The sequence below is a fragment of the Bacillus sp. MT(2024) genome, from assembly GCF_036362845.1.
Classification (GTDB): Bacteria; Bacillota; Bacilli; order Bacillales; family Bacillaceae; genus Bacillus; species Bacillus velezensis.
This window is the reverse complement of record NZ_CP143632.1, coordinates 646,833-660,488: the sequence shown is the minus strand read 5'-3', so window position 1 is coordinate 660,488 and position 13,656 is coordinate 646,833. Positions and strand designations below refer to the sequence as shown.

Sequence of the window (13,656 nt, the reverse complement as noted above, 5' to 3'; positions counted from 1 at the left end):
CTATATAATACTAAACGGTATAACTCAACATCGTCAACTAATAAGGCAGTAAATTTTTCTAAATTTTTCAGGATTAAGGGGAAGCACGTCATGAACGAAAAAAAAGAGAAAATCATAAAAACAGGCATCCATTTATTTGCCAAAAAAGGGTTTTCTTCAACAACCATTCAGGAAATCGCCGGTGAATGCGGAATTTCAAAAGGGGCCTTCTATCTTCATTTTAAATCAAAAGAAGACCTTTTGCTCTCAGCATGTGAGTATTACATCGGCATGTCTATGGAAGAAATAAAGAAAATCAAAACAGAACATCAGCATAAACCGCCTAAGGACGTATTCCGAAAACAAATCGCTTATCAATTCCAGGAATTTATGGAGCACAAGGACTTTATCATTCTCTTGCTGAGCGAAAAGGTCATTCCTGAAAATCAAAAGGTCAAACAGTATTTTCATGAGGTCAATATTCAATTTAACATGCTGTATCGGGATGCTTTGCTCTCCGTTTACGGAGATGCCGTCATACCGTTTATAGCGGATGCGTCCGTTATGGCGCAAGGAATAGTGAGCTCCTATATTCATTTCTTGATTTTTAATGAACATACGGCATTCCGGACGGAAAACGTGGCGGCCTTTCTGATTGCCAGAATCGATGATCTGATTACGGGACTGATAAGAGACAATCCCGATCCGCTGCTGCCGGAGGATATCTTCACTCAGCCCGCGGCGGACAGAGAAAGGCTGCTTGCGGATATTCAAAAGATAAAAGCACAGCAGGGGCTGCCTGAGGACGTCCTCGTATCGCTTGAAGTCATTGAAGAGGAATACGCAAAGGAAGAGCCGCGAAAACCGATTATTAAAGGAATGCTGTCCAACTTGGCAGGCAGCGGAAATGAGCAGATTGAAACGCTGCGGGCTTCCATTGAAACCTATTTCAGCTTATAAAAAAAGAGACCGGCGCTTACCGGTCTCCGTGTCAGCAGCGCCCTTGCAGGCGGCTGCTTTTTTTATCGTTTTTTGATTTCTTCAAGTAAGATTTTGTTGACCATCGGCGGGTTGGCCTGTCCTTTTGAGGCTTTCATAATCTGCCCGACAAGGAAGCCGATCGCGCGGTCTTTTCCGTTTTTGAAGTCTTCAATTGACTGCGGGTTGCTGTCAAGCGCATCTGTTACCAGCTTCAGAAGCACGCTTTCGTCAGAAATCTGCACGAGGCCTTTTTCTTTAACGATTTTTTCTGCGTCGCCGCCTTTTTCAATTAATTCTTTAAAGACTTTCTTCGCGATTTTGGACGAGATGGTTCCTTTTTCAATCAGCTTAATCATGCCGGCAAGGCCTTCAGGAGTCAGTGCGACATCCTCAAGCTCTTTTTGTTCGGCGTTCAGGTAAGCTGAGACTTCACCCATCAGCCAGTTTGATGCCTGCTTGGCTTCCGCGCCTTTATTGACCGTTTCTTCGAAGAAATCAGCCATTTCTTTCGTCAGCGTCAGAACCATTGCGTCATAAGCCGGCAGACCGAGCTCTTCGATATAACGCTTGCGGCGCTCGTCCGGAAGCTCAGGAATGGTTGCTCTTACGCGTTCTTTCCATTCGTCATCAATGCAGAGCTCGACAAGGTCAGGCTCAGGGAAATAACGATAGTCGTCCGAACCTTCTTTGACACGCATCAAAATGGTTTTTTTCGTCGCTTCATCGTAGCGGCGCGTCTCCTGCTGAATGACTCCGCCTGACAGAAGCACCTGCTCTTGGCGTTTTTCTTCATGCTCAAGTCCTTTTTGCACGAACGCGAAGGAGTTCAGGTTTTTCAGCTCCGTTTTTGTGCCGAATTTCTCCTGGCCGATCGGACGGAGGGAAATGTTGGCGTCACAGCGCAGTGAACCTTCTTCCATTTTACAGTCGGAAACGCCTGTGTATTGGATAATTGATTTCAGCTTTTCGAGATATGCGTAAGCTTCCTCCGGTGTGCGGATATCCGGCTCAGATACAATCTCGACAAGCGGCGTGCCCTGGCGGTTGAAGTCAACGAGGGAATAGCCGTCGCCCGTATGCGTCAGTTTTCCCGCATCTTCTTCAAGGTGAAGACGGGTAATGCCGATTTTTTTCGTTTTTCCGCCGACTTCGATTTCAATCCAGCCGTTTTCGCCGATCGGCTTGTCAAATTGAGATATTTGATATGCCTTCGGGTTGTCCGGGTAGAAATAGTTTTTCCGGTCAAACTTCGTATCCGTTGCGATTTCACAGTTCAAAGCCATTGCGGCTTTCATCGCGAATTCGACCGCTTCTTTGTTCAAAACGGGCAGCACGCCGGGATAGCCGAGGTCGATGACGCTTGTTTGGGTATTCGCTTCCGCGCCGAATGGCGTCGGTGAGCTTGAGAAAATTTTAGATTTTGTTTTTAATTCCACATGGACTTCAAGTCCGATTACCGTTTCAAAGTTCACTTCATTTCACCCCTTACAGTTCAGGTTTCGCTTTATGATGATCTGTTGCCTGCTCAAAAGCATGAGCGACGCGGTATACAGTGCCTTCATCGAAGTGTTTTCCGATGATTTGCAGTCCGAGCGGCAGTCCGTCCGCAAATCCGCACGGCACGCTGATTCCCGGCACACCCGCGAGGTTGACAGGGATCGTTAAAATATCGTTGGCGTACATTGTGAGCGGATCGCTGGTTTTTTCGCCGATTTTGAATGCCGGTGTCGGCGTTGTCGGTCCGACGATGACATCGTATTTCTCAAATACGTCTTCAAAATCTTTTTTAATAAGCGTGCGCACTTTTTGCGCTTTTTTGTAATACGCGTCATAGTAGCCGGAGCTGAGCGCGAAGGTGCCGAGCATGATGCGGCGCTTCACTTCGTTGCCGAAGCCTTCTGAGCGCGTCTGTTTATAAAGGTCGATCAGGTTGTCCGCATTGTCTGAGCGGTAGCCGTAGCGGATGCCGTCAAAGCGCGCAAGGTTTGCAGACGCTTCGGAAGAAGACAGCAGATAATATGTCGCAAGCGCGTATTTGCTGTGCGGCAGAGATACTTCTTCCCATGTCGCTCCGAGATCTTCAAGCACTTTTAAAGCGGCTAAAACCGATTCTTTCGCTTCTTTGCCGACGCCTTCTCCGAGATATTCTTTCGGCACGGCGATTTTTAAGCCTTTAATATCGCCAGTTAATGAAGAAAGAAAGTCCGGCACTTCGACATTGGCGCTCGTAGAGTCCATTTTGTCCGGGCCTGAAATCGCCTGAAGCAGGAATGCGTTATCTTCTACGTTTCTTGTGATCGGTCCGATCTGGTCAAGTGAAGACGCAAAAGCGACCAAACCGTAACGTGACACGCGTCCGTATGTAGGCTTTAATCCGACGACGCCGCAGAAAGAAGCCGGCTGACGGATGGAGCCGCCCGTATCAGATCCGAGTGAAAACGGCACTTCGCCGGCTGCAACCGCAGCTGCGGAACCGCCGCTTGATCCGCCGGGAACCGTATCGAGATTCCAAGGGTTTTTCGTCGCTTTGTACGCGGAGTTTTCAGTAGAAGAACCCATCGCGAACTCGTCCATATTCAGCTTTCCGATTGTGACGGCTTCAGCGGCTTGAAGGCGTTCCACAACTGTCGCATCGTAAATCGGATCGAAGTTTTCGAGGATTTTGCTTGAGCATGTTGTGCGAAGCCCTTTGGTCACGATGTTGTCTTTGACGCCGATCGGCATTCCGAAGAGAAGACCGTGTTCAGACCGTCCGTCAACCGCTTCGTCAAGTTCTTGCGCGTAAGCGCGGGCTCTTTCTTCATCAAGCTGTAAAAATGCCTGCACCTTATCATCCACGGATGCGATCCGTTTGTAAGATTCATCAACAAGATCGGAAATCTTGATTTCTTTTTTATGTATCATTTGTTTCAGTTCTGTGATTTTGTGATCAAATAATGACATACTGTCTCCCTCCTTTAATCCAGAATAGATGGCACACGGACATAGCCGTCTTTATGATCGGGAGCATTTTTCATGACATCCTCGACCGGAAGGCCTTTACCCGCTTCATCTTCTCTCATTACGTTTTTCATTTTCAGCACGTGTGTTGTCGGTTCCACGTTATCCGTGTCCACTTCATTAAGCTCCTCGGCAAACGAGATGATGCTGTCAAGCTGTTCTGTGAACATTTCAGCTTCTTCATCCGTAATGGCGAGTCTCGCCAAATGAGCGACATGCTTTACTTCTTCTATAGAAATTCGTGACATAAGATCCACCTCCGCATAATTCTCCGTTTCGTCATATAATACTGATCATATCAAAAACGAGCCCTCTAAAGCAACAAAACGCCGCCTTCTGAGGCATGATAAAACCCTCTCTATTTTATCCTAAATCGGGGAGAAAGAGAAACGAATTATATGTCAGAAAATTTTTACTTTTATAATTTATTGGTAGCGTTTTCATCTCTAAGCTGTTCTATGTTGGCGGGGATTTTTTCCTTGAGCGGGCCAGGTTTCGAGAGTTGATTGATCGGGGATACTTTGTTAGGTTTAGTAACCATAGCCGGCACTAAATATGTGATTCGCATGGAATGATGACTAAAGGCTGGATCGCCGGCGCATATTCCGGCACTACTAATCTACAGAGGTGATGCAACATTTACATGAAAGAAGAGAGGGTCCAAAAACGTGAGTATTGAATTAATTATATCTCTTGGCATTTACTTTGCTGCCATGCTGTTAATCGGCTGGTACGCATTCAGGAAGACAACGAATATTAATGATTACATGCTGGGCGGAAGAGGGCTCGGCCCGTTCGTAACGGCGCTGTCCGCAGGTGCGGCGGATATGAGCGCATGGATGCTGATGGGAGTTCCCGGCGCAATGTTCGCAACGGGGTTATCGACCTTATGGCTGGCGCTCGGTTTGACGATCGGCGCGTATTCAAATTATCTGCTGCTTGCTCCGAGGCTGCGCGCTTACACGGAAGTTGCGGATGATGCGATTACGATTCCCGATTTTTTCGATAAACGATTCCGCCACTCGTCATCATTGCTGAAAATTGTTTCCGCCGTGATTATTATGATCTTTTTCACACTGTACACATCGTCCGGGATGGTATCCGGAGGCAGGTTATTTGAATCGGCATTCGGCGCCGACTACAAATTCGGTTTGTTTTTAACGGCCGGTGTTGTTGTCCTTTACACGCTGTTTGGCGGTTTCCTCGCTGTCAGTCTGACTGACTTTGTACAGGGAGCGATCATGTTTGCGGCATTAGTGCTTGTGCCGATCGTTGCTTTTACCCAGCTCGGGAGCGTTTCAACGACGATTGATTCGATCAACGCCGTTAACCCGAAACTATTGGATATCTTTAAAGGCGCGAGCGTCATTAGCATTATTTCTTATTTGGCATGGGGACTCGGCTATTACGGCCAGCCTCATATCATCGTACGATTTATGGCGATTAAAGAAGTGAAAGATTTAAAACCCGCCCGCAGAATCGGGATGAGCTGGATGGTTATTTCAGTTGTCGGTTCATTGCTGACCGGGATTATCGGGGTTGCGTATTCTCATCACTTCGGGGTCTCCGTAAAAGATCCGGAAACGATTTTCATTATTTTTTCTAAAATTTTGTTCCACCCGCTGATTACGGGCTTCCTGCTGTCCGCGATTTTAGCGGCGATCATGAGTTCCATTTCCTCACAGCTTCTCGTAACGGCAAGCGCCATTACGGAAGATTTATACCGCGCCTTTTTCAGACGGGAAGCGAGCGATAAAGAATTGGTCATGACCGGACGCCTGTCGGTATTGATCGTGGCCGTTATCGCCATCCTGCTTTCCATGAATCCGAACAGCACCATTCTTGATCTGGTCGGATATGCGTGGGCTGGCTTCGGTTCGGCTATCGGCCCGGCGCTCTTGCTCAGTCTGTACTGGAAACGGATGAATGAATGGGGAGCGCTTGCGGCGATGATTACCGGGGCAGCGGCCGTTTTAATCTGGATCACCACAGGGCTTGCCGCTTCAACCGGCGTATACGAAATCATTCCGGGATTCTTCCTCAGTCTGATTGCCGGTATTGCCGTCAGCCTGCTGACCAAAAAACCGGCCGATGCTTCTTATCAGCTGTTCAGCCGGATGGAAGCTCTTTTGAAAAACAAGAAATAGACAAAAAGCCGTCAGATTTTATCCCTGACGGCTTTTTTCTTCCGCACTTGTCCTGCTATAAATACTGTGAGAAAATCATATCAATTTATTATAAGAAAAATTGCGGAGGTGCTGTGCAAATTGAGCTGGCCTATCGAACCAGACATTTTATTAAAGCTGGGCATTGCCACGCTGATCGGCATGATCATCGGTCTTGAACGCGAACTGAAAAACAAACCGCTCGGACTGAAAACCTGTATCGTCATCGCCGTCAGCTCCTGTATGCTGACGATCGTCAGCATTAATGCGGCATATCATTTCCCAAAATATTACCGTATCATGATGGATCCGCTCCGCCTTCCCGCCCAAATCATTTCCGGCGTCGGTTTTATCGGCGCGGGCGTGATCCTGCGTAAAAGCAATGACGTCATATCCGGCCTGACGACATCGGCTATCATCTGGGGCGCGGCCGGGCTGGGTCTGGCTACAGGCGCCGGCTTTTATAAAGAGGCGTTCGCAAGCCTCTTGTTTATCCTGATCAGTGTCGAATTTCTTCCGTGGCTGATCAGAAAAATCGGTCCCAACCGCTTGAAGGAAAAGGATATCCGCGTGAGAATGTCTCTTTCCGATAAAGACAAAATGACCGAGATTTTAAAGGAAATGAAAAGCAAACAGCTCCGCATTCACTCCGTCCGGATTGATGATCTGGGTGAAAAAGAATTTCCGATTATGGAAGTGAAAGTCAGTGTTCATAAAAACCGCTACACCACTGACGTCTATTATGATATTAAAGAAATTCAGGGCGTCGTCGGAGTGAAATGTGATACGTTATAAAAAACGCCGGGCTGGATTCAGCCGGCGTTTTTCTATTTATACGAATGCAGAAAATTGATACTCCGTAATCGGTGTTTCATTTTCGATATCGCGCCTGAAGGCTTTCAGCATCCCGAGTTCCTCGTCCCCGAGTGAATTGAGGTCAAACGCCTGATGCAATAATCCGTAGATCAGCATATGGCGCAGCCGGAGGAAATCCGGGATGTGTTCAAACCATGCGGAATCAAGGTCATTTTCTTCCCTGTAGCCTTTCATAAAGTGAGTCATGAATTCACCCGTAAACGCGGCCTTGTCTTCATATGGGATGACCGGATACCACAACATGTTGTACAGCAGAATACTGATATCATTCACAAACCAATTGTAGCCGATATCATCAAAATCAAATGCAGTGATTTTTCCGTTGTCCCAATTAAAATTGCCATGATGCAGATCGGCGTGCACAAGGCCGTAGTTTTCAGGATTCTTCGGCAAACGGCGCAGTTTTTCCATTAGAGCATCCGCCCGCTCAAATACGAGATGCTGATCTGCGGGCACGTATTTTCTCAGCTTCAGCTGCTCCTCTTCATCCCATTCCTGCCTTTTATATGCCGGATCGCTCAGACGGTAGCTTTTCGTCAGCCGGTGCATGTTCCCCGTGTACTTTCCAAGCTGGTAAAACAGAGTTCCGTTCCAGTCTGATTCCTCCACTTTGCGTCCGGGCGCTTTTTCATAGACTCTTAATAAAAACGCTCCGCCTTTTCCGTCCGGCACTTCTTCGACATCTTTGCCATTTAATGAAGGAATCGGCTTTGCTACTGAAAGCCCTCCCTTTGCCAGATGATGAAGCCATTCCATTTCTCCGAGAATATATTCCGGTGTTCTTCTGATCGTATGCGTAATTTTTAAGATATACGGTTCGTTATCTTTCACAATTTCATATACGTAGTTCTCTGCGTCCGCGATAAATTGAAACTTGGTAAATCCGTATATTTCACCTGCTTCAGCGAGCACCTTATCTTCCTCAAAAATCGCTTTAATATCTTTATGCATGCTGATTCACCCTTTTCATAACGTTTGTAGGCGGTGTGTGTACTCAGCAAATGTCATTCATCAACATTCCTGCCCTTCTTTTTTCACAGCAGATTCGTAACATCCGCTTAGAAATGCAATGTGTTTTCCTGTTAATTCCTAATTATACAAATATATTAACATACCTCATTCCTCTCTCCAACGATATTCACACTAAAAAACCCTTGCTCATACAGAAATGAACAAGGGCATCTTGGTTAATCGTAAATATGGACGGTCGGTTCTTTGTCACCCGCATTGCGGACGATCAGCGCTTCCTGCCCGTCAGACGAGGTAATGTTAATTTCGACATCAACTGAGCCTTTTGAATAATAATCCATCAGCTCACCTGTTAAGTATTGGGTAAAGGCGATGACTTCGCTTTTCCCGTAAAATTGCATCGGGATTTCAATCTTCATTTTTCTCATTTCATCGTTTTCGTACATTGCCGTTCCGACAACTCCGGTGTAATTCGGGAAGTAGCTGTCGATGGCGTTTTTGAAGCGTTTAAACACTTCGGAATCATCAGGGTATTTCTTAGCCGTGTCTGTATCCGCCGGATAGAAGACGTACTTTTCTTTGACATCATCCCAGTTTGAAATGGTGGATGAGCCGGCCTTGACTTCTGTTTTCGCAATGTAATTCCCCGGTACGATTGATGTTTTCGGCGCTTGTTTATAAAGGGCGACGGTAATCGGCACATTTTTCAGGTTATCCATTTTCCGAAGGCGGTTAACGACTTCCTGTGCGATTTCTTCACCGTGGCTGCGGATCGTTTTGTCGCTGAGCTCCACTTCCTGCTGCGGATCACCTGTGTTTTCGCGGTAATAGTATACAGAGTTGAGAGCGAGACCGATCATGACACCGCCAAGCTGGATGGAATTTTTATCTTTTCTTACTAAGTAATCCTGCTCAAGCATGGACGCTAAGTAAATCGGGCTGTTTTCGTTTTTCTCTTTTGCTGATCCCGAGCTTGGCAGCACCGGGTTTAAGCCGAGATTCTGGAAATTGGCGTCTGCCTTTTTCGCCTTTTTCAGATCACTGCCCTCTTTTTTGCGGTCAAGCCAGCTGAGTACCGTGTCCTCATCTAAATACTGGCCTTCCTGATACAAATAGTCATCCGTCGGGAACGTGTCTTGAGCGAGCCGCATCAGCCCCGTCTCGAATTCATCGATGTCCAGCCTCGTGTTCAGCCGGTCCGCGGTCAGGCCGCGCGCTTTTCCGGCCTTAAACGGGAGCACCATTTTATAGTAGGAATCAGAGATATTATATTTCGGTATGATCGCTTTTTCAGAAGACTTTGCCGTTTTCTGCGTGATCTCTTCCTCTTTTTTTCCCCCGAAACTCGGCGAACAGGCCGACAGCATGAGTACTGCCGCCGTTGCCGTCGCCGCCAATGCCAACATCTTTTTCAATAGAAAACACTCCTCTTATTTCTTTAGCTCTCCCAATAGCTGTGCTTCATTCCATACTTCAATGTTTAATTCCTGCGCTTTTGTCAGCTTGCTTCCGGCCGCTTCTCCGGCAATCAGCAAGTCTGTTTTTTTGCTGACAGATCCCGTCAGCTTTCCGCCGAGCGCTTCAATCTGCGCCTTGGCTTCATTTCTGGACAGCTCTTCAAGCTTTCCGGTTAACACGATGGTTTTGCCGGCAAAATAAGAGTCGCTGTCCTCCGCTTTTACTTTTTTCGGGCCTTTGTAGAGTGTGTTCACACCGAGTTCCTCAAGTTCATTCAAAAGCTCAAGCATTTCCTCTTTGCGGAAATAGGTGATAACGGCATCGGCCATCTTTTCGCCGATTTCATCTACCGCAAGCAGCTCTTCTTCCGTGGCTTGTTTCAGATTTTCCAGGCTTTCAAAATGCATGGCCAGTGTTTTGGCCGCTTTTGAGCCGATAAAACGGATGCCGAGACCGAACAGCAGGCGTTCCAGCGAATTCTCTTTCGACTTTTGGATGGAGCTGATCAGATTGTCAGTTGATTTTTCCCCCATCCGCTCAAGCCGGATGACCTGTTCTTTCGTCAGCTTATACAAATCAGCGACATTACGGACGAGATGTTCACGGAAAAGCTGTGTGATGACACGTTCTCCGAGTCCGTCAATATTCATCGCGTTGCGTGAGACAAAGTGAATCAGGCCTTCTCTGATCTGCGCCGGACATTCCGGATTGATGCAGCGCAGCGCGACTTCCCCTTCAATGCGGACAAGTTCGCTTTCGCACTCAGGGCAGCTGGTCGGCATATTGAATTCTTTTTCTTCCCCGGTCCGCTGTTCAATTAAGACATTGACGACCTCAGGGATGATGTCGCCCGCTTTTTTGACGACCACTTTATCGAGAATGCGGATATCCTTCTCTTTAATTAAATCTTCGTTATGAAGGGATGCTCTTGAGACCGTCGTTCCCGCGACTTTTACCGGTTCCAGAACGGCGGTCGGCGTAATAACGCCCGTTCTTCCGACATTCAGTTCGATATCGAGCAGTTTTGTCACGACCTCTTCCGCCGGGAATTTGTAAGCAATCGCCCAGCGCGGGCTTTTTGCCGTATACCCGAGTTCTTCCTGCTGGTCGAGCGAATCGACTTTGATGACGATTCCGTCAATTTCATAAGGGAGATCGGCCCGCTTCGCCTGCAGCTCTTCGATCATTTCAATGACTTCATCTATCGTGGCGCATTTTTTCCGTTCCTGGTTTGTTTTAAAACCGAGCTCATCCAGAAAATCCAGGCCCTGACTCTGTGTTTCCACACCCATTTCGTCAAGCTCCGCTATACTGTAGACGAAGATGTCAAGATTTCGTTTCGCTGCAATTTTCGGATCGAGCTGTCTGAGTGAGCCCGCAGCCGCGTTCCGGGGATTGGCGAACGGCTCCTCTTCATGTTTCAGCCTTTCTTCATTGAGCGCTTCAAATGACTGTTTCGGCATGTACGCCTCTCCGCGCACTTCTATGGAAAGATTCCGTTTCATTTTCAGCGGAATGTTGCGGATCGTTTTTAAGTTTTCCGTGATATCTTCGCCCGTCGTTCCGTCTCCTCTTGTCGCGCCTCTGACGAAATAGCCGTCTTCATAACGGAGAGAAACAGCAAGACCGTCTATTTTCAGCTCCACATTGTAAGCGACGCCGTCACCGACAGCCTGACGGACGCGGCGGTCAAAATCGCGGAGATCATCATCGTTAAATGCGTTGCCGAGACTGAGCATCGGCGTGCCGTGCTGCACCTTTTGAAAAGATTCAAGCACCGCTCCCCCGACCCGCTGTGTAGGCGAATCAGGCGTTCTGAGCTCCGGGTGCTCTTCCTCTATGGCAATCAGCTCCTGCATCAGTCTGTCGTACTCGGAATCCGGCACGCTCGGTTCATCTAAGGTGTAATATTCATAACTGTACTGATCGATGGTGCGGCGCAATTCTTCTGCCCGGTGTTTCGCTGTTTCTTTGTCCATCATGTTCTTCCTTTCCTCTTCAGGTTACTGCTTTTCAATCGGCGCAAAAGCTGCAAGCAGACGCTTCACGCCGACTGGGCTCGGGAATGCGATATCAAGCTCGGTGCTCTCGCCTTCTCCTTTTACGCTGACAACCGTTCCGGTGCCCCATTTTTTATGGCCCGCTTTATCGCCGACCGCCCAGCTGAGCGAGTCGCCGCCTGTTTTGTTCGCGTAGGAAACGGGACGGGATACGGGCCCGCGTTTCGGCTGCACTTTTCGTCCCGGCTGCATGCGAGGTGTTTTCTTCTCATTTAGGTTCTCCAATAAATCGCCAGGTATTTCCCTGATAAAGCGGGATTCCGGATTCATATTGGTGCGGCCGAATAAGGTTCGCATTTTGGCATTCGTTAAATACAGTTCTTCTTCCGCCCTCGTAATGCCTACATATGCGAGCCTGCGTTCTTCTTCCATCTCGGCTTCTTCCATCAGGGAGCGGCTGTGCGGGAACACGCCTTCTTCCATGCCCATTAAGAACACGACAGGAAATTCAAGCCCCTTAGCGGCGTGCAGTGTCATTAAAGTGACGGCATCCTTTCCGCCTGATTCCTCTTCCTTCTGGTCGAGCTGGTCAATATCCGCAATAAGCGCCAAATCGGTCAGAAACGCGACGAGAGACTTGTCTTCGCTTTTTTGTTCGAAGTTTTTCGTCACGGAAAGAAACTCGTCGATATTTTCAAGGCGGCTTTGGGCTTCGATTGATTTTTCGGCCTTCAGCATTTCTCTGTATTCCGTTTTCTCGAGAATTTCTTCCGTGAGTTCCGTAATAGACAGATAATCCTGCATGTTCGTCAGATTCTCAATCATCGCGCCAAAGCCGTCAAGCGCGTTTGCCGCTTTTGCGCTGACGCCGATGAAATCAACCTGTTTGATCGCCTGGAACATTGACATTCCGTTCATCGCCGCATATGAAGCGATTTTTTCTAGCGAAGTGGCGCCGACGCCCCGCTTCGGCACATTGACGATCCGCGTAAAACTGATGTCGTCGTCCGGGTTTGACACAAGGCGCAGATATGCGAGAATGTCTTTAATTTCTTTCCTGTCGTAGAACTTGGTTCCGCCGACGATATTGTAGTTCAGACCGGATTTTAAAAGGGTTTCCTCAATGACGCGCGACTGGGCGTTTGTCCGGTATAAAATCGCGATATCGGAAAGCTTCCGCCGCCCCGAGCTGTGCAGCTCATAAATTTTGCCCGCGACGAATTGGCCTTCGCCGAATTCATTGTCGCCGCTGTAATAAGAAAGCTTGATGCCTTCGTCATTTTCCGTCCACAGGTTTTTCGGCTTGCGGTTTGAGTTGTTTTTGATCACTTCGTTAGCCGCTTGCAGAATCCGCTTTGTTGAGCGGTAGTTTTGCTCGAGCAGAATCACGTTTGCGCTCGGATAATCTTTTTCAAAGGAAAGGATATTCGCGATATCCGCCCCGCGCCATCTGTAAATGGACTGGTCGGAGTCACCGACGACGCAGATATTTTCAAGGCGGGCCGCAAGCTGCTTCACAAGCAGGTATTGCGCCCTGTTCGTATCCTGGTACTCGTCTACGTGAATGTACTGGAATTTGCGCTGATAAAACTCAAGCACTTCCGGCACACGATCGAAAAGCTTAATCGTCGTCATGATTAAATCATCAAAATCGAGCGATTGGTTTTTCAGCAGTTTTTTCTGATAATCGGTATACACGTCACTCGTGACCTGATCGTAGTAGCCGCCGGCCGTTTTTGCGAATTCCTCAGGTTCGATCAGCTCGTTTTTGGCGCTGCTGATGGAGCCTAAAATACTTCTCGGATCAAACTTTTTCGGATCGATATTCCGCTCTTTCAAAATCCCTTTAATAACGGAAAGCTGATCAGCCGTATCAAGAATGGAAAAGTTTCGGTTGATGCCGATTCTGTCAATATCCCTGCGCAGAATCCGCACGCACATGCTGTGGAAGGTGGAAATCCAGATTTCATCCGCGCCGGGTCCGAGAATGCTCTCCACCCGCTCCTTCATTTCTCTGGCGGCTTTATTTGTAAAGGTAATCGCCAGAATGTTCCATGGCGCCACGTGTTTTTCCGCCATTAAGTATGCGATTCTGTGCGTCAGCACACGTGTTTTTCCGCTTCCCGCGCCCGCCATCAGAAGCAGCGGACCGTCCGTCGTCTTGACCGCTTCCTGCTGAACGGGATTTAATCCGCTTAATAATTGATTGCTAATGTAATTCATATCCG

At 47.9% G+C, this 13,656-nt stretch carries 10 protein-coding genes; 3 read left to right on the top strand and 7 right to left on the bottom strand.

Annotation, left to right across the window (positions count from 1 at the left end; genetic code table 11):
- Positions 1-90: 90 nt before the first annotated feature.
- Positions 91-939: a TetR/AcrR family transcriptional regulator gene (locus tag VP472_RS03425; RefSeq protein WP_146276282.1), complete on the top strand. Its 849-nt coding sequence runs from the start codon at positions 91-93 to the stop codon at positions 937-939.
- Positions 940-1,001: 62 nt separating this feature from the next.
- Here the strand turns inward: VP472_RS03425 and gatB are convergent, their stop codons facing one another.
- Genes gatB through gatC form a run of 3 tightly spaced genes read right to left on the bottom strand, consistent with a single transcriptional unit; the run spans position 1,002 to position 4,208 of the window.
- Positions 1,002-2,432 (bottom strand): Asp-tRNA(Asn)/Glu-tRNA(Gln) amidotransferase subunit GatB, encoded by a 1,431-nt coding sequence (gene gatB, locus VP472_RS03420; RefSeq protein ID WP_015388583.1) that lies wholly within the window; start codon positions 2,430-2,432, stop codon positions 1,002-1,004.
- Between the two features lie 13 nt (positions 2,433-2,445).
- Complete coding sequence (gene gatA / locus VP472_RS03415; protein WP_146276280.1) at positions 2,446-3,903, bottom strand: Asp-tRNA(Asn)/Glu-tRNA(Gln) amidotransferase subunit GatA; 1,458 nt, start codon at positions 3,901-3,903, stop codon at positions 2,446-2,448.
- Positions 3,904-3,917: 14 nt separating this feature from the next.
- Positions 3,918-4,208, bottom strand: coding sequence for an Asp-tRNA(Asn)/Glu-tRNA(Gln) amidotransferase subunit GatC (gatC, locus tag VP472_RS03410; RefSeq protein ID WP_003155732.1), 291 nt, complete (start codon positions 4,206-4,208; stop codon positions 3,918-3,920).
- Positions 4,209-4,628: 420 nt separating this feature from the next.
- On the opposite strand from gatC, the gene putP reads away from it, so the two are divergent.
- Both putP and VP472_RS03400 read left to right on the top strand, forming a co-directional pair.
- Complete coding sequence (gene putP, locus VP472_RS03405) at positions 4,629-6,107, top strand: sodium/proline symporter PutP (RefSeq protein WP_007408914.1); 1,479 nt, start codon at positions 4,629-4,631, stop codon at positions 6,105-6,107.
- A 120-nt stretch (positions 6,108-6,227) separates the two neighbouring features.
- Positions 6,228-6,920: an MgtC/SapB family protein gene (locus VP472_RS03400; RefSeq protein WP_003155735.1), complete on the top strand. Its 693-nt coding sequence runs from the start codon at positions 6,228-6,230 to the stop codon at positions 6,918-6,920.
- Between the two features lie 36 nt (positions 6,921-6,956).
- Here the strand turns inward: VP472_RS03400 and VP472_RS03395 are convergent, their stop codons facing one another.
- The 4 genes from VP472_RS03395 to pcrA all read right to left on the bottom strand — a co-directional run bounded on the left by VP472_RS03395 (position 6,957) and on the right by pcrA (position 13,651).
- The gene (locus VP472_RS03395; RefSeq protein WP_015388584.1) at positions 6,957-7,952 is read right to left on the bottom strand and encodes a phosphotransferase enzyme family protein; all 996 of its coding nucleotides are present in this window, start codon (positions 7,950-7,952) and stop codon (positions 6,957-6,959) included.
- Between the two features lie 236 nt (positions 7,953-8,188).
- Positions 8,189-9,385 carry a CamS family sex pheromone protein gene (locus VP472_RS03390; protein WP_003155737.1) on the bottom strand — a complete coding sequence of 399 codons (1,197 nt, stop codon included), beginning with the start codon at positions 9,383-9,385 and terminating at the stop codon, positions 8,189-8,191.
- A 15-nt stretch (positions 9,386-9,400) separates the two neighbouring features.
- Positions 9,401-11,407: an NAD-dependent DNA ligase LigA gene (ligA, locus tag VP472_RS03385; RefSeq protein ID WP_017419034.1), complete on the bottom strand. Its 2,007-nt coding sequence runs from the start codon at positions 11,405-11,407 to the stop codon at positions 9,401-9,403.
- 24 nt (positions 11,408-11,431) lie between these two features.
- Complete coding sequence (gene pcrA, locus VP472_RS03380) at positions 11,432-13,651, bottom strand: DNA helicase PcrA (RefSeq protein WP_071391407.1); 2,220 nt, start codon at positions 13,649-13,651, stop codon at positions 11,432-11,434.
- Positions 13,652-13,656 lie beyond the last annotated feature (5 nt).